General features: G+C 65.4%; 22 protein-coding genes, 1 pseudogene and 1 riboswitch. Of the genes and pseudogenes, 7 read left to right on the plus strand and 16 right to left on the minus strand.

Annotated elements, in window-relative coordinates:
* Nucleotides 1-56 precede the first annotated feature (56 nt).
* The 4 genes and pseudogenes from ABS45_RS06435 to ABS45_RS06450 all read left to right on the plus strand — a co-directional run bounded on the left by ABS45_RS06435 (nt 57) and on the right by ABS45_RS06450 (nt 7,029).
* A complete protein-coding gene (locus ABS45_RS06435; protein WP_291554235.1) occupies nt 57-1,346 on the plus strand; it encodes a patatin-like phospholipase family protein in 1,290 nt (429 codons plus the stop codon).
* Nucleotides 1,339-3,102, plus strand: a complete 1,764-nt coding sequence (locus ABS45_RS06440; RefSeq protein WP_291554236.1) for a diguanylate cyclase — start codon at nt 1,339-1,341, stop codon at nt 3,100-3,102. The genes ABS45_RS06435 and ABS45_RS06440 overlap by 8 nt, the downstream gene beginning before the upstream one ends.
* A gap of 71 nt (nt 3,103-3,173) precedes the next feature.
* Nucleotides 3,174-5,239 (plus strand): annotated as a pseudogene (gene metG / locus ABS45_RS06445) (methionine--tRNA ligase).
* 59 nt (nt 5,240-5,298) lie between these two features.
* Nucleotides 5,299-7,029 carry a bifunctional metallophosphatase/5'-nucleotidase gene (locus ABS45_RS06450; RefSeq protein ID WP_291554237.1) on the plus strand — a complete coding sequence of 577 codons (1,731 nt, stop codon included), beginning with the start codon at nt 5,299-5,301 and terminating at the stop codon, nt 7,027-7,029.
* Here ABS45_RS06450 and ABS45_RS06455 read toward each other — a convergent pair whose 3' ends face one another.
* Nucleotides 7,030-8,199 (minus strand): pyridoxal phosphate-dependent aminotransferase, encoded by a 1,170-nt coding sequence (locus ABS45_RS06455; protein ID WP_291554238.1) that lies wholly within the window; start codon nt 8,197-8,199, stop codon nt 7,030-7,032.
* Nucleotides 8,200-8,273: 74 nt separating this feature from the next.
* On the opposite strand from ABS45_RS06455, the gene rlmJ reads away from it, so the two are divergent.
* The gene (rlmJ, locus tag ABS45_RS06460; RefSeq protein ID WP_291554239.1) at nt 8,274-9,152 is read left to right on the plus strand and encodes a 23S rRNA (adenine(2030)-N(6))-methyltransferase RlmJ; all 879 of its coding nucleotides are present in this window, start codon (nt 8,274-8,276) and stop codon (nt 9,150-9,152) included.
* A 4-nt stretch (nt 9,153-9,156) separates the two neighbouring features.
* Here the strand turns inward: rlmJ and ABS45_RS06465 are convergent, their stop codons facing one another.
* The 3 genes from ABS45_RS06465 to ahcY are packed head-to-tail and all read right to left on the minus strand — an operon-like array spanning nt 9,157 to nt 12,130.
* On the minus strand, nt 9,157-9,855 hold the full coding sequence (locus ABS45_RS06465) for a septal ring lytic transglycosylase RlpA family protein (protein ID WP_291554240.1): 699 nt from the start codon (nt 9,853-9,855) through the stop codon (nt 9,157-9,159).
* On the minus strand, nt 9,855-10,691 hold the full coding sequence (metF, locus tag ABS45_RS06470) for a methylenetetrahydrofolate reductase [NAD(P)H] (protein ID WP_291554241.1): 837 nt from the start codon (nt 10,689-10,691) through the stop codon (nt 9,855-9,857). The genes ABS45_RS06465 and metF overlap by 1 nt, the downstream gene beginning before the upstream one ends.
* A gap of 11 nt (nt 10,692-10,702) precedes the next feature.
* Nucleotides 10,703-12,130 carry an adenosylhomocysteinase gene (gene ahcY, locus ABS45_RS06475; protein ID WP_291554242.1) on the minus strand — a complete coding sequence of 476 codons (1,428 nt, stop codon included), beginning with the start codon at nt 12,128-12,130 and terminating at the stop codon, nt 10,703-10,705.
* A gap of 72 nt (nt 12,131-12,202) precedes the next feature.
* A riboswitch (S-adenosyl-L-homocysteine riboswitch) is annotated at nt 12,203-12,284 on the minus strand.
* A 105-nt stretch (nt 12,285-12,389) separates the two neighbouring features.
* On the opposite strand from ahcY, the gene ABS45_RS06480 reads away from it, so the two are divergent.
* Nucleotides 12,390-14,045: a peptide chain release factor 3 gene (locus tag ABS45_RS06480; protein WP_291554243.1), complete on the plus strand. Its 1,656-nt coding sequence runs from the start codon at nt 12,390-12,392 to the stop codon at nt 14,043-14,045.
* A gap of 3 nt (nt 14,046-14,048) precedes the next feature.
* The gene (locus ABS45_RS06485) at nt 14,049-14,873 is read left to right on the plus strand and encodes an HAD-IIB family hydrolase (protein ID WP_291554244.1); all 825 of its coding nucleotides are present in this window, start codon (nt 14,049-14,051) and stop codon (nt 14,871-14,873) included.
* Nucleotides 14,874-14,915: 42 nt separating this feature from the next.
* Here ABS45_RS06485 and ABS45_RS06490 read toward each other — a convergent pair whose 3' ends face one another.
* The 12 genes from ABS45_RS06490 to ABS45_RS06545 all read right to left on the minus strand — a co-directional run bounded on the left by ABS45_RS06490 (nt 14,916) and on the right by ABS45_RS06545 (nt 24,812).
* Nucleotides 14,916-15,653 (minus strand): amino acid ABC transporter ATP-binding protein, encoded by a 738-nt coding sequence (locus tag ABS45_RS06490; protein WP_291554326.1) that lies wholly within the window; start codon nt 15,651-15,653, stop codon nt 14,916-14,918.
* Between the two features lie 22 nt (nt 15,654-15,675).
* Nucleotides 15,676-16,344, minus strand: a complete 669-nt coding sequence (locus tag ABS45_RS06495) for an amino acid ABC transporter permease (protein ID WP_291554246.1) — start codon at nt 16,342-16,344, stop codon at nt 15,676-15,678.
* A 1-nt stretch (nt 16,345) separates the two neighbouring features.
* On the minus strand, nt 16,346-17,104 hold the full coding sequence (locus tag ABS45_RS06500; protein ID WP_291554248.1) for an amino acid ABC transporter permease: 759 nt from the start codon (nt 17,102-17,104) through the stop codon (nt 16,346-16,348).
* 113 nt (nt 17,105-17,217) lie between these two features.
* Nucleotides 17,218-18,114 (minus strand): transporter substrate-binding domain-containing protein, encoded by an 897-nt coding sequence (locus tag ABS45_RS06505; RefSeq protein WP_291554250.1) that lies wholly within the window; start codon nt 18,112-18,114, stop codon nt 17,218-17,220.
* A gap of 173 nt (nt 18,115-18,287) precedes the next feature.
* Nucleotides 18,288-19,322: a dihydroorotase gene (pyrC, locus tag ABS45_RS06510; RefSeq protein WP_291554252.1), complete on the minus strand. Its 1,035-nt coding sequence runs from the start codon at nt 19,320-19,322 to the stop codon at nt 18,288-18,290.
* Complete coding sequence (gene arsC, locus ABS45_RS06515) at nt 19,319-19,666, minus strand: arsenate reductase (glutaredoxin) (RefSeq protein WP_291554254.1); 348 nt, start codon at nt 19,664-19,666, stop codon at nt 19,319-19,321. Before arsC ends, pyrC begins: the two co-directional genes overlap by 4 nt.
* Nucleotides 19,667-19,699: 33 nt before the next feature.
* Complete coding sequence (locus ABS45_RS06520) at nt 19,700-20,992, minus strand: dihydroorotase (protein ID WP_291554256.1); 1,293 nt, start codon at nt 20,990-20,992, stop codon at nt 19,700-19,702.
* 67 nt (nt 20,993-21,059) lie between these two features.
* A complete protein-coding gene (locus ABS45_RS06525) occupies nt 21,060-22,022 on the minus strand; it encodes an aspartate carbamoyltransferase catalytic subunit (protein WP_291554258.1) in 963 nt (320 codons plus the stop codon).
* Between the two features lie 2 nt (nt 22,023-22,024).
* Nucleotides 22,025-22,534, minus strand: a complete 510-nt coding sequence (gene pyrR, locus ABS45_RS06530; protein WP_291554259.1) for a bifunctional pyr operon transcriptional regulator/uracil phosphoribosyltransferase PyrR — start codon at nt 22,532-22,534, stop codon at nt 22,025-22,027.
* Nucleotides 22,531-22,944 (minus strand): Holliday junction resolvase RuvX, encoded by a 414-nt coding sequence (gene ruvX, locus ABS45_RS06535; RefSeq protein WP_291554261.1) that lies wholly within the window; start codon nt 22,942-22,944, stop codon nt 22,531-22,533. Before ruvX ends, pyrR begins: the two co-directional genes overlap by 4 nt.
* Nucleotides 22,941-23,573 carry a YqgE/AlgH family protein gene (locus ABS45_RS06540; RefSeq protein ID WP_291554263.1) on the minus strand — a complete coding sequence of 211 codons (633 nt, stop codon included), beginning with the start codon at nt 23,571-23,573 and terminating at the stop codon, nt 22,941-22,943. The genes ruvX and ABS45_RS06540 overlap by 4 nt, the downstream gene beginning before the upstream one ends.
* A gap of 72 nt (nt 23,574-23,645) precedes the next feature.
* The gene (locus ABS45_RS06545; RefSeq protein ID WP_291554265.1) at nt 23,646-24,812 is read right to left on the minus strand and encodes a PilT/PilU family type 4a pilus ATPase; all 1,167 of its coding nucleotides are present in this window, start codon (nt 24,810-24,812) and stop codon (nt 23,646-23,648) included.
* Nucleotides 24,813-24,896 lie beyond the last annotated feature (84 nt).

Below are 24,896 nucleotides of genomic sequence, written 5' to 3' on the forward strand. Positions count from 1 at the left end.
TCCAAAATCTTCTATAACCGTCGCACCGTGACAGCACGGCGTCCGCGCCACCCTCCATGCCAGCCCAGCCACTTCCCGATCCCGGCGTCGCGCCGCCACTGACAGGTCTGGTGCTGACCGGCGGCGGTGCCCGGGCCGCCTACCAGGTCGGGGTGCTGCAGGCGATCTCGGATTTGCGCCGCCAATGCGAGCCGAACAACCACGCCAACCCGTTTCCCGTGATGACCGGCACCTCGGCCGGGGCGATCAACGCAGCCGCGCTGGCCTGCGGAGCGGACCAGTTCGATCGTTCGGTGCGGCGCCTGGCGCGCGTCTGGAGCCACTTTCACCCGCACAACGTCTACCGCTCGGACTCCATCAGCATGCTGCGCAGCGGCGCCAGCTGGCTGTCGCTGTTGTCGCTGGGCTGGGTGGTCGCGCGCTGGCATCGTTTGCGGCCGCGCTCGCTGCTGGACAACGGCCCGTTGCTGCAATTGCTGCAGCAGCTCGTGCCCCTCATCCGCCTGCCGCTGCTGATGCGCCAGGGCCATCTGCACGCGCTCGCCATCACCGCGTCCAGCTACAGCTCGGGCGAACACATCACCTTTTTTGAAGCCGGCGACCGGCTCGTGCCCTGGGTGCGCACCCAGCGGCGCTCAATACGCGACGAAATACGCCATGAGCACCTGCTGGCATCGTCCGCCATTCCGTTCATTTTTCCCGCCCAGGGCATAGACATCGACGGCGCCACCGAATATTTCGGCGACGGTTCGATGCGCCAATCCGCCCCGATCGCACCGGCAATCCATCTGGGCGCGGAGCGCATCCTGGTGATAGGCGCAGGGCGCATGCGCGAATCCGGCAGCGATCCAACGGCCGCGCCCTCGAGCGGCTACCCGTCGCTGGCGCAGATTGCCGGCCACGCGCTCTCCAACATCTTTCTCGACGCCCTCTGGGTGGATGTGGAGCGCATGCAACGCATCAACAAGACGCTGTCGCTGATCCCTGCGCAGGCGCGTACCAACAGCGCGCTGAAGCCCTTGGAGCTCTTGGTGATCGCGCCCTCTCAGCGCCTGGACGCCATCGCTACCCGCCATGTCGATCGGCTGCCAGTGGCATTGCGCACCCTGCTGGGAACCATAGGCGTATCGTCAAAAAAGCAGGAGGTCCGCAGCGCCGCACTGGCCAGCTATCTGCTGTTCGAGGAGCACTACACGCAGGAGCTGATGGCGCTGGGGCGGGCCGACGTGGCCGCGCGGCGCGACGAGGTCCTGGCCTTTTTTGGCTGGCGCCTGTCGCCAGATCGAAGTGGCGCGCCAAGTCAAATCCAACCCGACCACCTTGGAATGCCACCGCCCGATGAGTGAGATCCCAGCCCTCCAGAAAACCCGCTCCGCCCCCGCGCACCGCTACTCGACGCTGCGCCTGTCGCTGATCCTGCCCTTCATCGCACTGATCGCGATGCTCACCGGCGGGCTGGGGATGATGTGGTACTGGACCGGCACCCGTACCGTCTCGGCGCTGTCACAGCAGTTGATGCAGGAGATGGCCGAACGCATCGGCCAAGCGGTGCAAACACACCTGCAAAATTCCGGCGCCATGCTGCAGGCGGTCTACCCCGATGGCCTCACGGCGGGCGCCGACATCCGTCAGGATCTGGCGCCACTGCGCATGCGCCTGTGGGCCGCAACCTCACTCAGCGGTCACATGGGCGACTATGTGCACTACGGCAACCTGGCGGGGCAAAACATCGGGCTGCTGCGCCAGAAGCCTGCGCAGGCGCAACTGCGCCTCAAGCTCAACGCGCAGGATCACCGTGTCTACTACCAGCTGGACGGCATCACCGCCAAGCCGGTGGCGTTGTCCACCGAAAGCACGGTGTTCGACCCGCGCACCCGGCCCTGGTTTCAGGCCGCACAAAAGGCCTCGGGCGACCTCTGGACGCCGGTCTACATCGACTTCAACGCGCGCGACCTGGTGATGACGCGCGTGCACCGCGTGCTCTCGCCGACGGGCGAATTCCAAGGTGCGGTGGCGACCGACCTGTTCCTGAACGCGCTGCAACGCTTCATCTCCGAGCTGCCGATGGCCAAGGGTGGCCAGGCGATGCTGCTGGAGCCCGATGGCGCGCTGATTGCCATTTCCGGCAACGCCAACATCGCCACTGGCGCCGACGGCAAGCCCGAGCGCATCTACGCCGAGCGCAGCGGCAACGCGCTGCTCAAGGCCAGCTTCGCCGCCCTGCAATCGGCCTTCAAGACAGCCAGCGACGAGCCGCACCGCTCACTCGTGATCGACACTGCGGACGGCAAGGTGCAGGTGGCCTGGCAGCGCATCCGCGACGACGCAGGGTTGAACTGGCTGGCCATCGTCGCGCTGCCGCACAAGGAAATGCTGGCGGGTGTGCGGCGCGACATCTTCCTGCTGGGCGCCATCGGCCTGCTGGCGTTGGGCATCGCACTCATCATCGGGCTGCGCATCTTCGGCGGCGTTGCCAAGGACATGCGCACGCTCACGCATGCGGTGCGCCGCGTCGGCGATGGCGACATCGACGTACCGATTCAGGTGCAACGCAACGACGAAATTGCCGAGCTGGCGCACAACTTCCAGCACATGCGCCACAACCTGTTCACCGATCCGCTCACCGGCGTTGGCAACCGCAGTGCGCTCAACCACCTGCTGGCTACGCTGATACGCGAAAGCCCGACGGACGAGCCATTGATCCCGTTCGCCCTGCTTTTCATCGACCTGAACCGCTTCAAGCCGCTGAACGACCGCTGGGGGCACGAGAACGGCGACCTGGCGCTGATCGAGGTGGCGCAGCGCATGCGCGATCGTTTGCGCGGCGATGATTTCATCGCGCGCCTGGGCGGTGACGAATTCGTGATCGTCGCCCGCGCCATGGCCAGCGACGAACAGGCCCGCGCCGCAGGCGAGCAATTGCGCACCGCGATTCAAGCGCCGCTGCGCACGCTCAGGGACATTCCGGCCGGGGAAAGCGTGAGTGTGGGCGCGGCCATCGGACACGCGCTGTTCCCGCGCGATGGCATGAACCCGAGCGACTTGCTCAAGCACGCCGACGAGGCGATGTACCGCGACAAGCCCGCGCCGGGCGAGCGCTGAACCGACCGCCCAGGCAGGGCATGGCGGGCGTTTCCTACAATGACCGGTTTCGCCCTGTCTGCTCAAAACCCATGTCCGCGCGCAAGATCTTCGTCACCACCGCCCTGCCCTACGCCAACGGCAAATTCCACATCGGCCACATCATGGAGTACATCCAGGCCGACACCTGGGTGCGGGCGCAGCGCATGCAGGGTGCGCAGGTCAACTTCGTCGGCGCCGATGACGCGCATGGCGCACCCATCATGATCGCCGCCGAAAAGGCCGGCAAGACGCCGCAGCAGTTCGTCGCCGAGATTGCCGCCGGGCGCAAGGAATACCTGGACGGCTTTCACATCGCGTTTGACAACTGGCACAGCACCGACGCGCCGGAAAACCACGAACTGGCGCAGCAGATCTACCTCGATCTGAAACAGGCCGGCCTGATCGAAACCCGCACCATCGAGCAGTTCTACGACCCTGAAAAGGGCATGTTCCTGCCCGACCGCTTCATCAAGGGCGAATGCCCGCGCTGCCACGCCAAGGATCAGTACGGCGACAACTGCGAGGTCTGCGGCGCGGTCTATGCACCCACGGAGCTGATCGCCCCGTACTCGGCGCTCTCGGGTGCCCGACCCGAGCTGAAAACATCCGAGCACTTTTTCTTCAAGCTGTCGGATCCTCGCTGCGTCGAATTCCTGAAGGAATGGACGCAAAACGGCGAGCACGTGCAACCGGAAGTCGCGGCCAAGATCCGCGAGTGGTTTGGCACGCGCACCAACCCCGACCAGCAGCGGTCTGGATGACTGGGACATCTCGCGCGACGCGCCCTACTTCGGCATCGAAATCCCCGATGCGCCGGGCAAGTATTTCTATGTCTGGCTGGACGCGCCCATCGGCTACCTTGCGTCGCTCAAGAACCTGCTGGACCGACGCGGCGAGGATTACGAGGCCTACATGGCCGACCCACAGCTTGAACAGTACCACTTCATCGGCAAGGACATCATCACCTTCCACACGCTGTTCTGGCCCGCGACGCTGAAATTCAGCGGCAGAAAGACCCCCACCAGGATCTGCGTGCACGGCTTCATGACCGTGAACAACGGCGAGAAGATGAGCAAGAGCCGGGGCACGGGGCTGGACCCGCTCAAGTACCTGGCTCTGGGCATGCATCCGGAGTGGCTGCGCTACTACCTGGGCGCCAAGCTCAACGGCCGCAATGAAGACATCGACTTCAACCCCGACGATTTCATGGCGCGCGTCAACGCCGATCTGATCGGCAAGTACGTGAACATCGCGTCGCGCGCCGCAGGCTTCATCACCAAGCGCTTTGGCGGCAAGCTGGGCCGCGCGGGCGATGACGGCCAAGCGCTGCTGACGGCGCTGCGCGCGCAGGCGGGCGCCATCGTGGCCGCCTATGAAGAGCGCAACACCGCCCACGCCGCGCGCGAGATCATGCTGCTGTGCGACAAGGTGAACAGCTACGTGGACGCCAACAAGCCCTGGGAGCTGGCCAAGCAGGAGGGCCAGGACGCGCGCCTGCACGAGGTGTGCAGCACCTGCATCGAGGCCTTCCGGCTGCTGACGATTTACCTCAAACCCATGCTGCCGTCCGTCGCCGCGCAGGTCGAGACCTTTCTGCAAGTGGCACCACTGGCGTTTGCCGATGCGCAAACGCTGCTTGGCGTCGCTGCTTGGCGTCGGCCACGCGATCGGCCCATATCAGCATCTGATGCAGCGCGTGACGGTGGAGCAGCTCGATGCGCTTTTCGCCCTGCCCGAGCCCGAGCTGGTCTTGCCCGGCGGTGAAGCCATCGCCCCCGAGATCAAGATCGACGACTTCGCCAAAGTCGATCTGCGCATCGCCAAAATCGTCGAATGCAAGGCGGTGGAAGGCTCGACCAAGCTGCTGCAGCTCACGCTGGACGCGGGCGAAGGCCGGATGCGCAACGTGTTCTCTGGCATCTCCAGCATGTACCGGCCCGAGCAGCTTCAGGGCAAGCTCACTGTGCTGGTGGCCAACCTCGCGCCGCGCAAGATGAAGTTCGGCGTGTCTGAGGGCATGGTGCTCGCCGCCAGCCACGCTGATGAGAAAACGCACCCCGGCATCTACGTGCTGGAACCCTTCCCCGGCGCCGAGCCGGGGATGCGCATCCATTGAAAACCATAGCTGCTCGCGCTTGATGGGCGGACGCCAGAGCCCTGTTTTATTCAAATTTTATGCCACTGCCCCAGCGACCACATCGCCCCACACGGTCACGCGCCTGGCGCCTGGCCTGCGCTGGTGTGCTGCTGGGACTGCTCGCGGCTTGCGGCAGCTCGCACGACGCGAGGCAGCCCGGGCAGATGCAGATCACGCTACTGGGGCTGAACGACTTTCACGGCAACCTCGCAGCGGCGGGCGAGGCGCCCCGGCCCGTACCTGCGGGCGGCGCGGCCACGCTCGCGACACTGGTGGCGCGGCTCAAAGCCGAGCATCCGAACACCGCCGTGGTGGCGGCGGGCGATCTGATCGGCGCCTCGCCCCTGGTCTCCTCGCAGTTTCTGGATGAGCCGACGATAGAAGCGCTGAACCTCGTCGGGCTCGATTTCGCATCGACCGGCAACCACGAATACGACCAGGGTTGGCAGGAGCTCACGCGCATGCAGGAGGGCGGCTGCGAGCGCTACACGAGCAAAGTGCCGTGCCGCCTCGGCCACCGCTTCGAAGGCGCGCGCTTTCGTTACCTGGCGGCGAATACGCGGCGCGATGATGGCTCGACGCTGTTCACACCGACAGCCGTCAAATTTTTCGAGCACGGCGGCGCGCGCATCGGCGTCGGCTTCATCGGCCTGACGCTGAAAGAGACCCCGCGCATGGTGCGTCCCAGCGGCGTGCAGGGTCTTGCCTTCACCGACGAAGCCGACGCCGCCAACGCACAAATCCCTGCGCTGCGCGCGCAGGGCGCCGACGTGATCGTGGCGCTGATCCACCAGGGCGGCGAGAGCCGCGCGGCGCTGCAAGACACGAGCTGCAAAGGCCTCACGGGCGACATCCTGCCGATCGTGCAGCGCCTCTCCAGCGCCGTGGATGTCGTCATCTCCGGCCACACGCACCAGGCCTATCTGTGCGACTACACGCGCATCGACCCGGCCCGGCCGCTGCTGCTCACCAGCGCGGGGCTGTACGGCACGCTGCTGACCGAAATCGATCTGACGGTGGACACCGCCAGCGGCCGGGTCATCACACACGCCGCGCGTCAGCACATCGTGCATGCGGGCGCGGACGGCGACGCGCCCGACCCGGCGGTGCAGGCGCTGATCGAGCGCTACGCCGCCGCCGCACCGCTGGCCAGCGCCCCGGCCGGGCGCCTGGCGGCCAGCGCCTCGCGCGCCCTGCTGCCCAATGGCGAGAGCGTGCTGGGGCGCATCGTCGCCGACGCCCTGCTCACGGCCACGCGGGCGCCCGAGGCGGGCGGCGCACAGATCGCCTTCATGAATTCGGGCGGCGTGCGCGCCGATCTCGTTCCCGGCGCGGGGAGCCAGGTGAGCTATGGCCAGGTCTATGCCGTGCAGCCCTTCGGCAATACCCTGATGACGCTCACGCTCAGCGGCGCGCAGTTGCAGGCGCTGCTCGAACAGCAATGGAACAGCGGCAGCAACACCCTCGACCACCCGCGCATCCTGCAAGTTTCCAGCGGCTTCAGCTACGTCTGGAATCGCGCGGCCCCGGCCGGTCAGCGCGCGAGCGATCTGCGGCTCGATGGCCAGCCCATCGTGGCCGAGCGCGACTACCGCATCGGCGTGCAAAGCTATCTGGGCACGGGTGGCGACAACTTCAGCGTCTTCACGCAGGGGCGCGATGTCGTCGGCGGCGGGCTGGACGTGGATGCGCTCGCCGACTGGCTGCGCCTGGAAAGCGCCAGCGCACCGATGGCGCTGCCCTTGCAAGCGCGCATCACGGTGCGCTGATTACCGCGTCGTGCGGCCCAGCCAATCGGCCAGCCGCCGCACCCCAAGCGTCAGCCGCTCGGGATCGCGCGAGGCAAAGCACCAGCGCAGCCAGCCTTCGCCCTCGGGCGAGAACGCCGCGCCCGGCGCCAGCCCCAACCCGGCTTCGAGCACCAGACGCTTGGCCAAGGCCAGCGAATCGGCAAACCCATCGACGCGCACGAAGGCGTACATGCCGCCGGGAGCACGGCTCGCATGCACGCCGGGCAACGCCTGCAACGCAGGCACCAGCGCATCGCGGCAAGCGCGCATGTGCGTGACGATGCGTGGCGTGATCTCGGCCACCTGCGCGAGTGCCGCCAGCGCCGCGCGCTGCACGAACACCGGCGCGCACGAGGTGTTGAATTCGATCACCTTGCCCATCTGTTTGGCCATCTCGGGCGGCAGCACCAGCCAGCCCAGGCGCCAGCCCGTCATCAGGAAGGCCTTGGAAAAGCTCTGCACCACCACCAGCCTGTCTTCGGGTTCGGCCAGATCGAGAAAGGACGGCGCAGCGCCGCTGGCCGTGTCATCGCGGTAGTACAGACGCTCGTACACCTCGTCGGCCAGGATCCAGGTGCCGGTGGTGCGGCAGTGCGCCAGGATGGCCTGCTGCTCGCCCTGCGTCAGCGTCCAGCCCGTGGGGTTGTTGGGCGAGTTGAGCACCAGCAGCCGGGTGCGCGGCGTGATCGCGGCCAGCAGCGCGCCCAGATCGAGCTGCCAGGCACCATCGGCCTGCGGCTTGAGCGCGACACAGCGCACGTCTGCGCCCATGATGCGCGGCTGCCCGGTGAGGTTGGGCCAGACGGGCGTCACCACCACCACCTCGTCACCCGCATCGATCAGTACCTGCATCGCCAGCATCAGCGCGTTCACCCCGCCCGAGGTCACGGCGATGCGCGCCGCCGCCACCGAGCGATGCAGCGCGCTGGTGTAGCCCGCGATCGCCTCGCGCAGCTCGGGGATGCCCATGTTGTGCGCGTAAAACGTCTCGCCCGCTTGCAGCGACGCGATCGCCGCCGCGCGGATGACTTCGGGCGTCGCCTCGTCGCTTTCGCCGAACCAGAACGGCAGCACGTCGGCGCGGCCCATGCCGACATTGGCGACCTCGCGGATTTTGGAGGCTTCGAGTTCAAGGATGGCAGATCGCATGGGTCGCTCAAGAATGACGATGACCGAGCATGGCACGAATCACATGCCCGCGCGAGCGACTACCATTGCCGCCCATGTTCAGTTACCGCCACGCCTTTCACGCCGGCAACCACGGCGACGTGCTCAAGCACACCGTGCTCATCGCCTGCCTGCGCCACCTCACGCAAAAAGACACCGGGCTCACCGTGATCGACACGCACGCAGGCGCGGGCCTATACCGGCTTGATGGCGACTACGCGCGCACCAGCGGCGAGGCGGCCGAGGGCATCCAGCGCCTGGCCGGAACCAGCGCGCTCACGCCCATGCTGCAAGACTATCTTGACCTGGTGCGCTCCTTCAACGGCAAGGGCGGCCTGCGCATCTACCCGGGCTCGCCCTTCATCACCCAGCGTCTGCTGCGCCCGCAAGACCGCCTGCGGCTGTTTGAAATCCACCCCAGCGACTTGCCCACGCTGGTGCGCAACGTGACGCAGCTGGAGGCGGACAAGCAGATTGCGGTGCTTTCTGAAGACGGCTTCGAGGGCATCAAGAAGTTATTGCCTCCGCAGCCCCGCCGAGCCCTGCTGTTGTGCGACCCCAGCTATGAATTGAAGAGTGACTACGTCCGCGTGCACGCGATGCTGCAAGAGGCGCTCAAGCGCTTTGCCACCGGCTGCTACGCCATCTGGTACCCGGTGATCGCCCGCCCCGAAGCGCACGAGCTGCCCCGGCGTCTGAAGGCCCTGACCACGCGTGCAGGCAAGCCTTGGCTGCACGCCACGCTGACGGTGAAATCGGCGCGCACGCGCAAGCGTGAAGATGGCAGCGAACAGCGCGCAGGGTTGCCCGGCAGCGGCATGTTCCTCGTCAACCCGCCGTATCTTTTGCAGGCACAGTTGCAGGAGGCGCTGCCGCAGATGGCGCAACTGCTGGCGCAGGACGATCACGCGGGCCACACGCTGGAAGTCGGCTGACCCGCTACTTGCTCTTGCGCTTGAGCCCGAGGCTGGTGGCCTTGAGCCCCAACGGGGCCGTGCCCGAGGCAGCGGGCGCTGCCGCCGCCCCCACAGGCTGATGGCCAGTGACCAGCAGAGGGCGGTCACCGCCCAGCGCAGGCACGCAATCCTCGCCATCGTCGTTCACCTGCCACAGCTCCACGGGCTTGATGCCAAGCCCGATCATGCCCAGCTCCTGCGCCGCCGCCTGGCTCAGATCGACCACGCGATCGCCCGCGCCGGCAAACGGCCCGCGATCATTGATGCGCACCATCACCGTCTTGCCAGTGACCAGGCTGCGCACGCACACTTTGGTGCCAAACGGCAGGGTGCGGTGCGCCGCGGTGAAACCCATGCGATCGAAGCGCTCGCCGCTGGCCGTGCGCCGCCCGTGCAGGCCAGGGCCGTACCACGAGGCCAACCCCTGGTCGAGCAATTGGTATTCAGGCTTGGCCGGCTCTGCCTCGGGCGACGCAACCGGTGCGGGCATCTGTGCCGCTTCAGGCGCTGGCGGCGGGAAAGGCTGCCGCACAGGCGGCGCCGGCTGCGCCACTGGCTCGGGTAGCGGCAGCACGCTACGCGGCGCATCCGGCACCCCATCGGTACGCTCCGGCGCCGGCAGCGCACAGGCCACCAGCAGCAAAACCGGCGCACAGACAGTGGCCAGGCGCGGCGCGCGCATCACGCAGGCCCCGCCCCCAAGCGCTGGCACAACTCCAGCGTGGCTGCGCTCTGGTTCATGGTGTAGAAGTGCAACGCAGGTGCTCCGCCGGCCACAAGCTGTTCGCACAAGCGCCCAACCACATCAAGGCCGAAGGCGCGTATGCTGGCCACATCGTCACCCAAGCCTTGCAGGCGCAGGCGCAACCAGCGCGGCACCTCGGCGCCACAGGCATCGGAAAAGCGCAGCAACTGGGTTGAGCCCAGGATGGGCATGATGCCCGGCACCACCGGCACCGTGAGGCCGGTCTTGCGCGCCTCATTCACAAACCGGAAATAGGCGTCGGCATTGAAGAAATACTGCGTGATCGCCGAATCCGCGCCGGCGTGCACCTTGGCTGCAAAGGCCTTCAGATCGGCCTCGGGTGAGCGCGCCTGCGGGTGCATTTCTGGGTAGGCCGCGACCTCGATGTGAAAATGCGCGCCGGTTTCTTCGCGAATGAAGGCGACAAGATCGCTGGCGTACTGGAACTCCCCGCCCATGCCGTAGCCGCTGGGCAAATCGCCGCGCAGCGCCACGAGGCGCCTGACACCCATCGCACGCAATTCGCCAAGCTGCGCACGCACCTTCTCCCGCGTAGCGCCTATGCAGGAAAAGTGCGAGGCTGCAGGCACTCCCTCGGCAAGGATTTCCTGCACGGCCGCAAACGTGCCCGCCTGCGTGGATCCGCCCGCGCCGTAGGTCACCGAGCAGAACTCGGGCGCCAGCGCATACAACTGCTGGCGCACCCCACGCAGCTTGGCCACGCCTTCCGGAGTCTTGGGTGGAAAGAATTCGAAACTGACCGGAACCCCCATGAAGTGCTCCTTCAATAACGGTAGCTGTCGGCCTTGTACGGGCCCGCGACCGGCACATTGATGTAGGCCGCCTGCTCCGCCGTGAGTTCGGTCAACTGCACGCTGAGTTTTTTCAGTTGCAGGCGCGCCACTTTTTCATCAAGCAGCTTGGGCAACACGTAGACCTTGCCCGCCTCATATTCGCCCGGCTTGGTGAACAGCTCGATCTGCGCCAGCGTCTGGTTGGCAAAACTGCTGCTCATCACGTAGCTCGGATGGCCGGTGGCGCAGCCCAGGTTCACCAGCCGCCCCTTGGCCAGCAGCGTGATGCGGTGGCCATCGGGGAAGATGATGTGATCAACCTGCGGCTTGACCTCTTCCCACTGGTATTTTTCGAGCGAAGCGACGTCGATCTCATTGTCAAAGTGGCCGATGTTGCAGACGATGGCTTCGTTCTTCATCGCCGCCATGTGCTCGTGGCGGATCACGTCGCGGTTGCCGGTCGTCGTCACGAAGATGTCGGCCTTTTCGGCGGCGTACTCCATGGTGACGACCTTGTAGCCTTCCATCGCTGCCTGCAGCGCGTTGATCGGGTCAATCTCGGTCACCCAGACCTGCGCGCGCAACGCCGACAGCGCCTGCGCGCAGCCCTTGCCCACGTCGCCATAGCCGGCCACCAGCGCCACCTTGCCGGCGATCATCACGTCGGTCGCGCGCTTGATACCGTCCACCAGCGATTCGCGGCAGCCGTAAAGGTTGTCGAATTTGCTCTTGGTGACCGAATCGTTGACATTGATCGCCCTGAACAGCAGCTCGCCCGTCGCGGACATGTGGTTCAGGCGATGCACGCCGGTCGTCGTCTCTTCCGTCACGCCGATGATCTCCGCGCTCTTGCGCGTGTACCAGGTGGCGTCTTGCGCCAGCTTGGCCTTGATCGCGGCATACAGAATGCGCTCTTCCTCGCTCTTGGGGTGGGCGAGTACCGAGGCGTCCTTCTCGGCGCGCTGGCCCAGGTGCATCAAGAGCGTGGCGTCGCCGCCATCGTCCAGGATCATGTTCGGGCCTTCGCCCTTGGCGCCCTTGGTGCCGAACTCGAAGATGCGGTGGGTGTAATCCCAGTAGTCGGCCAGGCTCTCGCCCTTGACCGCGAACACCGGCGTGCCGCCTTCGGCAATCGCCGCGGCCGCATGGTCCTGCGTCGAAAAGATGTTGCACGAGGCCCAGCGCACCTCGGCGCCCAGCGCCTTCAAGGTCTCGATCAGCACGGCGGTCTGGATCGTCATGTGCAGGCTGCCGGTGATGCGCGCGCCCTTCAGGGGCTGGCTGGCTGCGTATTCCTCGCGGATCGCCATCAGGCCGGGCATTTCGGTTTCGGCGATGGCAATCTCGCGCCGGCCCCAGCCGGCCAGGCTGATATCGGCAATCACATGCTCGGGGGAAGTGGAGAGAACAGCGCTCATGGTGTGGTCCTTCAAAAAGAAACGGAACCACGCAGGCAGGCGCCTGAAACACGAATCACCGCACCGGCACAGCGTGGGTGAGCGTCGTTGCAGGAAAGAGATTCCGAGCCTCGCGCCCCGCCATGCTGGGGGCGCTGCAACGCTCCTCGGAAAGGGGGAAATTATACGGAACGCCGTAAAATCGGCCACTTACCGCGCACCGCCGCGCCCGCCACCGCTTTGCCGCCGCGCGCACCCGCGCGGCCTCGTACCCAAGATCGTGTCTTACGCCAAAGAAACCCGGCGCCGCCGCACCTTTGCCATCATCTCCCACCCCGACGCCGGCAAGACCACGCTGACGGAGAAGCTCCTGCTGTTCTCGGGCGCGATCCAGATCGCCGGCGCCGTCAAGGGCCGCAAGGCCAGCCGCCACGCCACCAGCGACTGGATGGAGATCGAGAAGCAGCGCGGCATCTCGGTGGCGTCCAGCGTGATGCAGATGAGCTACCGCGACCACGTCATCAACCTGCTGGACACGCCCGGCCACAAGGATTTCTCCGAGGACACCTACCGCGTGCTCACGGCCGTGGACTCGGCGCTGATGGTGATCGACGCCGCCAACGGCGTGGAGGCGCAAACGCGCCGCCTGATCGAGGTCTGCCGCCAGCGCGACACGCCCATCATCACCTTCGTCAACAAGATGGACCGCGAGGTGCGCGACGCGCTCGACATCCTGGACGAAGTGGAGCGCGAACTCGGCATGCCCTGCTGCCCCATCACCTGGCCTGTGGGCCACGGCAAGACCTTCGGCGGCATCATCGACCTGCGCACGCGCAGCATGACAGTGTTTCAGGCCGGCAGCGACAAGCGCCCGCAGGACTTCGAGGTCATCCCCCTCACCGAAACCGAGCGGCTGCGCGCGCGCTTCGGCAGCGCCTTCGACGAGGCACTGGAGAGCATGGAACTGGCCGACGAGGCACTGGAGAGCATGGAACTGGCGGTGGGCGCGTCGGCCGAATGGAACCACGAGCAGTTTCTGGCCGCCAAGCTCACCCCGGTGTTCTTCGGCTCGGGCGTGAACAACTTCGGCGTGCAGGAGGTGCTCAATGCCGTGGTGGACATGTCGCCCCCTCCGGGCCCACGCCTGGCCTACCGGGAAGTGAACCACCAGCGCGAGGAGGTCACCATCCGCCCCGAAGACCCCGGTTTCGCCGGCGTGGTCTTCAAGGTGCAGGCCAACATGGACGCCAACCACCGCGACCGCATCGCCTTCGTGCGCATCGCCTCGGGCAAGTACACGCCGGGCATGAAGATGCGCGTGCAGCGCACCGGCAAGGAGCTGCGCCCCACCAGCGTCGTCACCTTCATGAGCCAGCGCCGCGAGGCGGTGCAAGAGGCCTACGCGGGCGACATCATCGGCTTTACCATCCACGGCGGCGTGCAGCTGGGCGACTCCATCACCGACGGCCCGGCGCTGCAGTTCACCGGCCTGCCCTTCTTTGCTCCGGAGATGTTCATGACCGTGGTGCTCAAGAACCCGCTGCGCACCAAACAGCTGCAGCAGGGCCTGATGCAGCTGGGCGAGGAAGGTGCGATCCAGGTCTTCAAGCCCGACGCCGGCGGCAACATGCTGCTGGGCGCCGTCGGCCAGCTGCAATTCGAGGTAGTGCAGCACCGCCTGAAGACCGAGTACGACTGCGACGTGCGCCTGGAGGGCTGCCAGTACACCGGCGCGCGCTGGATCACGGCCGACACCCCCGCCGAGCTGCGCCAGTTCGAGGACGCCTACCCCCTGCGCATGGCCCGCGACGCGGCCGACGCGCTGGCCTACCTGTGCACCAGCCCGTATGACGTGCGCCTGGCGCAGGAGCGGTTTCCGAAGATCCACTTTCACCCGCTGCGTGAGCATGCGGGGTTGGCGTTGGGTTCCTCCTGAGCCATGCAAGACGTGACCCACTGGTCCCCGCCTGGCGGACTTGCCGGCATTTTCACCGACATCGACGACACGCTGACCACGGACGGCGCGATCACCGCCGACGCCCTGGCCGCGCTGGGCGATCTGAAGGCCGCGGGGCTGCATCTGATCGCGATCACCGGGCGGCCCGTGGGCTGGAGCGCGCCCTTTGCCGCCGCCTGGCCGGTGGATGCGATCGTGGCCGAGAATGGCGCCGTGGCGCTCCTGCCTGAGAATAAGGACAAAAATGGCCTTAACCGCCCGCGGGGCGCGCGCCGGCAGCTACGAAAAACATACCAACAAGACGCCGCCACGCGCGCACGTCAGTACGCGCGCATGCAAGAGGTTCTGGCGGCGATAGAGGCTCAGGTGCCGGGCGCGCACCGGGCGCAGGACTCCGACGGGCGCGAGTGCGACATCGCCATCGATCACGGTGAATTCACGCACCTGCCCCAAAACGCGATCAACGCCTGTGTCGCGATCATGCGCGCGGCGGGCATGAACGCCACCGTCAGCAGCATCCATATCAACGGCTGGTATGGCGATCACGACAAGCTGCAAGGCGCACGCTGGATCGTGCGCGAGCTGCTGGGACGTGAACTGGATGCCGAGATCGAGCGCTGGGTCTACGTCGGCGATTCGACCAACGACGAGCGCATGTTCGAGCACTTCCCGCTGAGCGTGGGCGTGGCCAACATCGCGCGCTTCCTGCCGCAGCTCCAGCCCCCGCCGTGCTACGTGACGCAGGGTGAGCGCGGTGCGGGGTTTGCCGAGTTGGTCAGCAAAATTTTAAGCAAAAACAGGGCCTAACCCTTACCCATCAAGCGTCAGATGCTCTTTTTTAGAGAGCATTCAACCCTGCAAAATTTTGCTCAGGAAATCCTTGGTGCGTGGCTGGCGGTTTTCGGGGTGGCCGAAGAATTCTTCTTTTGAACAGTCCTCCAGGATGTGGCCACCGACATCGATGAAGATCACGCGGCTGGCGACCTTTCGGGCGAAGCCCATCTCGTGCGTGACCACCATCATCGTCATGCCTTCGCTCGCGAGCGTAACCATCACGTCGAGCACCTCGCCGACCATCTCGGGGTCGAGCGCGCTGGTGGGTTCGTCGAACAGCATCACGATCGGGTCCATCGAGAGGGCCCGCGCGATCGCCACGCGCTGCTGCTGACCGCCCGAGAGCTGGCCGGGGAATTTGTCCTTGTGCGCCATCAGGCCGACGCGATCGAGCATCTTCAGCCCGCGCGTCTTGGCATCGCCCTGCGTGCGCCCCAGCACCTTGACCTGCGCAATGGTCAGGTTCTCGGTCACCGACAGGTGCGGGAACAGCTCGAAGTGCTGAAACACCATGCCGACCTGGCTGCGCAGCTTGGGCAGATTGGTCTTGGCATCGGTCACGCGCGTGCCGTTGACGATGATCTCGCCCTTTTGAACCGGCTCCAGTGCGTTGATGGTCTTGATGAGCGTGGACTTGCCCGAGCCCGAGGGCCCGCAGACGACGACCACGTCGCCCTTGTCCACGTTCAAATTGCAGTCATTGAGCACCTGCACCGCCCCATACCACTTGGAGACGTTGTTCATCTGGATCATGTTCTCGGCCATGGCGGATTCCCTAGCGAATGATGGCGATCTTCCTGTGGATGCGTTTGACCACCGAAGACAGCGAATAGCTGATGATGAAATAGACCACGGTGGCCATCAGATAGGTCTCAATCGGGCGTCCGTAGTTCTTGCCTGCGGTTTCAAACCCCTTGAGCAAGTCATAGGCACCGATGGCGTACACCAGCGAGGTGTCCTGAAACAGGATGATGGTCTGCGTGAGCAGCACCGGGATCATGTTGCGAAACGCCTGCGGCAGGATCACGAGCTTCATGTTCTGCGCGTAACTCATGCCCATCGCCTGCCCGGCAAACACCTGGCCGCGCGGGATCGACTGGATGCCGGCGCGCATGATCTCGCTGAAGTAGGCCGCCTCGAACGCGATGAAGGTGATAAAGGCCGAATATTCGGCGCCCACGGGCCGCCCGATCAACAGCGGCACCAGCAGGAAGAACCACAAAATCACCATCACCAACGGCACCGAGCGCATCACGTTGACGTAGAACGCCGCCGGCAGGATCAGCCACTTTTGGCCGGAAAGGCGCATCAACGCCAGCAGCGTGCCAAAGAAGATGCCACCCACCGTGGCGACCGCCGTCAGGATGATGGAAAACCACAGGCCCTTGAGGATGAAACCCTGAATGAAGGTCCAGTTGACGAAGGAAAAATCAAGGTTGAGCATCTCAATGCCCCCCCGCGCCCGTACCGGCAGCGACAAAGCCCGGCACCTGTGAGCGCTTCTCGATGAAGGCAAAAATGCGGTTGATCACGAAGGCCGAAATCGCATAGAGAATCGTCACCGCGATATACACCTCGATCGGCCGCGAGGTCTCCTCGCCCACCTGCAGCGCGTACTGCGTGAGTTCGGGAATCGACACCGCGAAGGCCACTGCCGAATTCTTGAAAATGTTCATCGATTCGCTCGTGAGCGGCGGGATGATGATGCGGTACGCCATCGGCAGCAGCACATAGCGGTAGTACTGCGCCGTCGTGAAGCCCATCGCCATGCCGGCATAGCGCTGGCCCTTGGGCAGCGCCTGGATGCCGGCGCGCACCTGTTCGGCAATGCGCGCCGAAGTAAACAGGCCCAGCGCCAGCACCACGAGCACGAAGGGCGGCAGATCCTTCATCGGCGGCACCAGCGCCGGGACGACGAAGTACCACAAGAAAATTTGCACCAGCAGCGGAATGTTGCGAAACAGTTCGACCCAGGCATTCCCCAAACGCGTGAGCCAGGGGCTGTCCGGCAACGTGCGAATCACGCCGATGATGGAGCCGACGATCAAGGCCACCGCCAGTGCCGTCAACGAGACCGATACCGTCCAGCCCCAGGCGGTGAACAGCCAGTCGAGGTAGGAGATGTCACGCCCGCTGCCAAAGCAGCTGGGCATCACATCCCCGGTCAAAGTGTCCTTGCAGAACACCATCCAATCCATCGCCATCGCCGTTCTCCTGCCGTTGCCAACCACCGCCTGCGCAGCGCTCAAACCACAAACGCCCACTTGGGACCAAGTGGGCGCCGTGAAATGTCACGCCACGAACGCGCCGGGCATGCTTACTTGTTGCCGTAGTCTTCCATCGGCTTGTCGTTGGGATGCGCCCATGCGTTCTTGGTACCTTCCGAAGCAGGCATGTTCAGATTGACGTTGTTGGGCGGAATCGGGCTCATGAACCACTTGTCGTAGAGCTTGGCCAGCGAGCCATCCTTGATCTGGCGCACGATGGAATCATCCAGCGCCTTCTTCAGTTTCTCGTCGCCCTTGGGCAGCATGCAGGCAATGGGTTCAACGCTCAGCACTTCACCGACGATTTCGAAATCCTTGGGATTCTTGGCCTTGGCGATGTTGGCCGCGAGAATGGAGCCGTCCATCACGAAGGCATCAGCACGGCCCGATTCCAGCAGGAGGAAGCTGTCGGCATGGTCCTTGCCCTGCACGGTCTTGAAGTCTATGCCCTGGGCGCGCTCGTTCTTGCGCAGGGTCTGCACCGAGGTCGTGCCGGTGGTCGTGGCCACGGTCTTGCCGTTCAGGTCCTTGATCGACTTGATGCCCGACTTGGCGTTGACCGCCATGCGCACTTCTTCCACGTAGGTGGTGTAGGCGAAATCCACATCCTTGGCGCGCGCCTTGTTGTTGGTGGTCGAGCCGCACTCAAAGTCGATGGTGCCGTTCTGAATCAGCGGGATGCGGTTTTGCGAGGTGATGACCTGGTAGTTGATCTTCAGCGGCTTGCCCAGCTGCTTGCTGATGTCGTCCACGATGCGCTCGGCCATCTCCGTGTGGAAACCCACGTACTTGCCCCCGCCCAGCGTATAGGCCAGGCCCGAGGAATCGCGTACCCCGAGGTTCACGGCGCCGCGCTCGCTGATTTTGGCCAGCGTATCGGTCGCCTGCGCGAATGCGGCGCCGGTGGCCAGAAAGGAGACAGCGGCCGCAAGCAACAGTTTTTTCATAAGCAAACTCCAGTAATTTCAACAGAGGGGTACCGGCATATCCAGCAGAAGAATCTCGTGGATTCGAGCATGGGACCAGTTGGGACGATTGTGCACGCTGCAGCCGCGACGGCTAGCCTGTTGACTTGGGGGTTTCCCCGCAGTCAGACAAACAAAGTCGCCCTGAATGTCGCCTATGCGACAACACGCCAAGGCAGTTGCTCTCCTGCACGCAGCGGTTTGAGCTCACCCTCGCCAAAGGCAAAGTGCTCGGGCACGGTCCAGGCTTCGCGGCGCAGGGTGATGGTTTCACGGTTGGCCGGCAAGCCGTAAAACGCGGGGCCATGCAGGCTGGCAAAACCCTCCAGCCGGTCCAGCGCTCCGGCGGCATCGAACGCCTCGGCATAGAGCTCGATCGCGGCATGCGCGGTGTAACAGCCCGCGCAGCCGCTGGCGTGCTCCTTGAGTACGGCGGGGTGCGGTGCGCTGTCGGTGCCGAGGAAAAACTTGCCGCTGCCGCTCGTTGCCGCCTGCATCAGCGCCTGCCGGTGCACTTCACGCTTCAGAACCGGAAGACAGTAGTAATGTGGGCGGATACCGCCGGTAAACAGAGCATTGCGGTTGTACAGCAGGTGGTGCGCGGTGACCGTGGCGGCGGTATGCGCATCGCTGCCGGCCACGTACTGCGCCGCCTCGCGCGTGGTGATGTGTTCGAAGACGATCTTGAGCTGCGGAAAGCGCGACCGCAGCGGGATCAGCTGGCGCTCGATGAATATCGCCTCGCGGTCGAAGATGTCGATCTCCGGGTCCGTCACCTCGCCATGCACCAGCAGCAGCAGGCCCGCCTTCTGCATGGCTTCAAGCACCGGCTCGATCTTGCGGATATCGGTCACGCCTGCGTCGCTGTTGGTCGTCGCGCCCGCAGGATAAAGCTTGCAGGCGACGATGCCCGCGGCCTTGGCACGGGCGATTTCATCGACCGGCAAGTTGTCGGTGAGATACAGCGTCATCAACGGCTCAAAGTCCATGCCGGCAGGGACGGCCGCCTGGATGCGTTGCTTGTACGACAGCGCCTGAGCGGTGGTGGTGACCGGCGGGCGCAAGTTGGGCATGATGATGGCGCGGCCAAACTGGGCTGCGCTGTGCGGCACGACGGCGGCCAGTTGCGCGCCATCGCGCACATGCAAATGCCAGTCGTCCGGTCGGCGCAGGGTGATTTCGTCGATCACAGCAGCTCCAGCACGCGCTCAGGAGGGCGGCACAGCAATGCGCCCTTGGGCGTCACGACGATGGGGCGATTCAGCAGCATCGGATGGGCTGCCACTGCGGCGTACAGCGCCGCTTCGGTGCGCGCCGGATTGCCCAGGTCGAGCTCGGCATATACCGCTTCCTTGGGGCGCAGCAGCTCGTGCAGCGGCACGCCCATGCGCTGCACCAGCGCCTTGAGTTGCGCGACGTCCAGCGGGTGCTCAAGGTAGTCGATGACCTCAAGCTCGATGCCGCGCTCGCGCAGCAAAGCCAGCGCGCGGCGCGAGTTGCTGCAACGGGGGTTGTGGTAAATGGTGACGTTCATGGCAGGTGAAAAACTGGAACCAACACTGCGCCATCAGCGCTCGAATGCGATCTGCCCGCCGACGAGGGTGCAGCGCACCTGGCCCGGCAGCACCTGGCCTTCAAAGGGCGTGTACTTGCCCTGGCTGACCAGGCAAGCGCGCGTGACCTCCAGCGTCGCGTCGGGCTGCACGATGCAGAGATCGCCGACGCCGCCTTCGACGATACGGCCAAGGCTTGCCTGCAGGGTGCCCAGCGCGGGACCCAGCACACCGGCCGCACCTGCGGTGATGGCGGCCAGCGCGCGCCGCAGCGAGACACGCTCCCGGTCTGCCCAGGCCAAGGCCACGGGCAGCAGCAGCTCCAGCCCGGTGGCGCCCGGCTCGGCCTCGCCAAACGGCAGCATCTTGGCGTCTTCGTCCACCGGCGTATGGTCGGACACCAGTGCGTCAATGGTGCCGTCGGCCAGCGCGGCCGACAGCGCGGCGCGGTCGCGTTCCTGGCGCAGCGGCGGCGCAAGGCGCGCGCGGCTGTCGAAATAGCCGATCGCATCATCGGTCAGCATCAGCGCGTTGATGCTGACATCGGCGGTGACATGCAGCCCCTCTGCCTTGGCAGCACGCAGCAGCTCCACGCCCGCGCTGCTGGAGAGTCGGCACAAATGCACATGGGCGCCAGTGGCGCGCACCAGGTCGAAAATGGTGTGCAGCGCAATCGTTTCGGCCGCCACCGGCACGCCCGACAGGCCCAGCCGCATGGCGATGGCACCGCTGGCCGCCACACCGCCGCCAAGGTACATGTCCACCGGGCGCAGCCAGGCGGTGTAGCCAAACGTGGCGGCGTATTGCAGCGCACGCTGCAGCACCTGGGTGTGCGCCATCGGCACCTCGGCCTGACCAAAGCCGATACAACCTGACTCGGTGAGCTCCACCATCTCGGTCAGCACCTCGCCCTTGAGCCCGCGCGTCAGCGCCCCGAGCGGGAAGAGCCGCGCCTGATGCAGCTTCCCGGCACGAAATTTCAGCATCTCCACCAGGCCAGGCTCATCGAGCACCGGATCGGTATCGGGTGGGCAGACCAGGCTGGTCACGCCGCCAGCCACAGCCGCCGCCATCTCCGAGGCCAGCATGCCTTCGTGCTCATAGCCCGGTTCGCGCAGGCGTGCGGCAAGATCCACCAGGCCGGGCAAGACCAGACAGCCGCTCGCATCGATCACGCGCGCGGGCGCGAAGCCTTCAGGCACCCGATCCAGCGCAATGATGCGACCGGCTGCCAGCGCAATGCTGCAGACCTTGTCCAGACCAGTGGCCGGATCCGTCACCCGACCGTTCTGAATGAGCATCTTCATGGTTTTAGAAAAAATAGGCCGCTAGCGCTTGTGTGGCATGCGCTAACAGCTATCAATACAGGAATATTCATGCCTCGTTCCCGGCAACGATGGCCATTACCGCCATGCGCACGGCGATGCCGAAGCTGACCTGCGAGAGGATCACCGCCTGGGGGCCGTCGGCCACGGCGGAATCGATCTCCACGCCGCGGTTGATCGGCCCCGGGTGCATGACGATGGCATCCGGCCTGGCGACGCGCAGCCGCTGCGGCGTGAGGCCGAAGGTCTTGAAATATTCCTGACTTGAGGGCAGCAGAGCACCGCTCATGCGTTCGTTCTGCAGCCGCAGCATGATGATCACATCGGCATCGCGTATGCCGTCTTCCAGGTGGTGGAACACGCGTGCGCCCATCGCGGCGAAGTCACCCGGCACCAGGGTGCGCGGCCCGACCACGCGCACGTCAGGGCAGCCCAGCACCTTGAGCGCGTGGATGTCCGAGCGCGCCACGCGCGAGTGCAGCACGTCGCCGACGATCGCTACCGCCAGGCTGGAAAAATCCTTTTTGTAGTGGCGGATGGTGTACATGTCCAGCAGGCCCTGCGTCGGGTGCGAGTGCCGTCCATCGCCTGCGTTGACCACATGCACATGCGGCGCCACATGCTGGGCAATCAGATAGGGGGCGCCCGACTGGCTGTGGCGCACGACGAAGATGTCGGCCGCCATGGCCGAAAGGTTGTCCACGGTATCGAGCAGCGTCTCGCCCTTGGAGGTGGACGAGCGCCCGATATCCAGCGTGAACACGTCGGCCGACAGGCGCTTGGCCGCGATGTCGAAGGTGGTGCGCGTGCGCGTGCTGTTCTCGAAGAACAGGTTGAACACGCTCTTGCCGCGCAGCAGCGGCACCTTCTTGACCTCGCGGTCGTTCATGCTGACGAAATTCGTCGCCGTATCCAGGATATGCGCAACGATCTCGCGCGGCAGCTGGTCGAGCGACAGCAGATGGACGAGCTCGCCATTCTTGTTGAGCTGGGGATTGCGAACGCCAGGCACGCTCAAACCTCTTTCACGTCGAAATGGAACAGGCCCGCATCGCTGCGGGCCAAAGCCAGATGCTGGCTGACCGGCAGCGCAACGCGCGCTGCAGCGAATTCGGCTGCCACCGGCAGCTCCCGCCCGCCACGATCGACCAGCACCGCCAGGCGCACACAGGCCGGACGACCGTAATCGAACAGTTCATTGATCACCGCACGAATGGTGCGGCCGGTGTAGAGCACGTCATCGAGCACCAGAATGTCGGCGCCATTGACGTCAAACGGCAGCTGCGTCTGCGCACTGCTGGCGAGCCCGCGCTGGGCGAAGTCGTCGCGGTGCATGACCGAGGACAGCACGCCGGCGCTGCCCGGCAGGTTCAGGTCGCGCTGCAGCCGCTCGGCCAGCCAGGCGCCACCCGAGGCAATGCCCGCCAGGCGCGTGTCCGGGCGCAGCACCGGTCGCACACCCGCGAGCAATTGCGCATACAGCGCCTCGGCATCCAGTGCTAGATGGCCGGTGGCATGGTTCATTCAAGGCTCCTCAGGAATTGCTCCAGGATGATGCAGGCGGACGCGGCATCGGCATCGCGCGCGCCGCTGGCCAATGCCTCGGTGGTGCTGTAGCGTTCATCCACTTCAAACACCGGCAGGCCGAAGCGCCCCTGCAGCTGGCGCGCAAAGCGGCGCGCGCGCAGGGTGTTTTCGTGCTCGGCGCCGTCGGGGTGAAACGGCACGCCGACCACCAGCGCGTCCGGCTGCCACTCGCGGATGCGCTCGGCCACCTGCGCGAAACGCGCCTTGCCTTCGGCGTGGATGCTCTTTTGCGGTGACGCCGTACCCAGCAGACGCGTGCCCACCGCCACGCCGGTGCGCTTGAGCCCGTAGTCGAACGCCAGAAACGACTGGCAGTTCGCCGCCGCCGGCGCAATGGTGGCCATCATGCGCGCCCGGCTTGCGGCGACAGCAGCCAGGCGTGCACCCCCAGCAGGGCCAGGGCGCGGTCGTAACGCTGCTCGATCGGTGTATCAAAGATGACGTCCGGATCGGCCGCAACAGTCAGCCAGGCGTTGCCGGCCAGCTCCGATTCCAGCTGTCCTCCGGCCCAGGCGGCATAGCCCAGCATCACCTGGATGCGGCGCGGGCCCGCACCCTGCGCCAGCGCCTCGAGCACATCGCGCGAGGTGGTCATCTCCAGCCCCCCGGGGATCGCCAGCGTGGAGGCGTAGGGCGTCGGCGCTTCGGTCACCCCCGGCTCTCTCTTGACGGCGTCCGCCGGCTCGAATTCTTCCGTCGGCATCACGTCGTGCAGCACAAAGCCGCGCTCCACCTGTATCGGCCCGCCATGGAACACGGGCTGATGCGCCAGATCCGCGCGTCCCAGCGACAGGTCGACGCGCGCAAACAAGTCGCCCATGTCCAGGTCGCTCGGCTTGTTGATGACCAGCCCGAGGGCGCCATCTTCGCCATGCTCGCACAGGTAAACCACACTGTGGGCGAAAGTCGCATCGCGCATACCCGGCATGGCGATCAGAAAGTGATTCGTGAGGTCGGTGAACGCTGCGTCGGGCATGCCGGGCATTTTACGGTTTGCACCACGCGCGCAGGCACCGCTTGCCTCTGGCACCGCGCAAGCGCCCGGCAGCTACGCTCCTTTTTGCCCCTGCTCGGCCGACCATCCCGCCAGCAGCCCGGTGTCGCCCGGCAGGCTGGCACCCGGGTCATGGCCCTGCGACAAGCGGATGCGTACCGTCATGTCGGTGCGACTGTCCGCATGGGCCACCGCATCCTGCTCGGCAATCACCCCCTGTCGATAGAGTTCGAACAGGGATTGGTCAAAACTTCCCATGCCGGGTTCGCCGCCGCGGCTGATGGCGCTGCGCAACTCATCGATCTCGCCATTGCGGATCAGGTCGGCGATACGCGCCGTTTGCAGCATGACCTCGGTCGCGGGCACCAGCGTGCCTGCGGCGCTGCGAATGAGGCGCAGCGCGATGATGGCGCGCACGTTCAGCGACAGATCCATCAGCACCTGCCGATGCGCCGAATCGGGGAAAAAATTCAGAATGCGATGGATCGCCTGGCTGGCGTTGGCGGCGTGCAGCGTCGAGAGGCACAGATGACCGGATTCGGCATAGTGCATCGCGTGCTGCAGCGAGTTGCGATCGCGGATCTCGCCGATCATGATGGTGTTGGGCGCTTCGCGCATCGCATGGCGCAGCGCTTCGTCGTAGGAGTGCGTGTCGGTGCCCACCTCGCGCTGCGATACCAGCGATTGGCGATGCTCATGCAGGTATTCGATCGGGTCTTCGATGGTGAGGATGTGGCCCGTCGCCGTTCGGTTGCGCTGATCGATCATGCTGGCCAGCGTCGTCGTCTTGCCCGAGCCCGCAGCGCCCACGGCCAGCACCAACCCGCTCTTGTGCTGCACGATCTGGCCCAGCACCGGCGGCAGCTTGAGCGTCTGCAGTGGCGCTACCGTGGCCGGCACATACCGCGCCACCAGGCCCACGGTGCCGCGTTGAAACAGCAAATTGACTCGAAAGCGCCCGACACCCGGCGCCTCCAGTGCCAGATCACGCTCCTGTTTGAGCTCGAACTCCTGGCGCTGTGTGGGCGTGAGCAGCGACAGCGCGAGTTCACGGACTTGCTGCGCCTGCAGCGGCTGCGCGCTCAAGGGGTGAAATTCCCCCCGGTTCTTGACGGTCGGCGGCGCGCCGGCCAGCAAGAAGAGATCGGACGCCCCGCTTTGCGCAGTCATCGCGAGCCAACTCAAAAGCCGTGCATCAGGCACCGCTGCAAGATCTGCCATGGTTACCCCCTCTCGTTAAGCCCCATGCCGCTTGTCAGCCAGCGCTCAAGGGTGTGTCCAGCATTGCGAAGCCGGGCGCAGTAC

Source organism: Comamonas sp. SCN 65-56, assembly GCF_001724135.1.
Lineage (GTDB): Bacteria > Pseudomonadota > Gammaproteobacteria > Burkholderiales > Burkholderiaceae_C > Comamonas_C.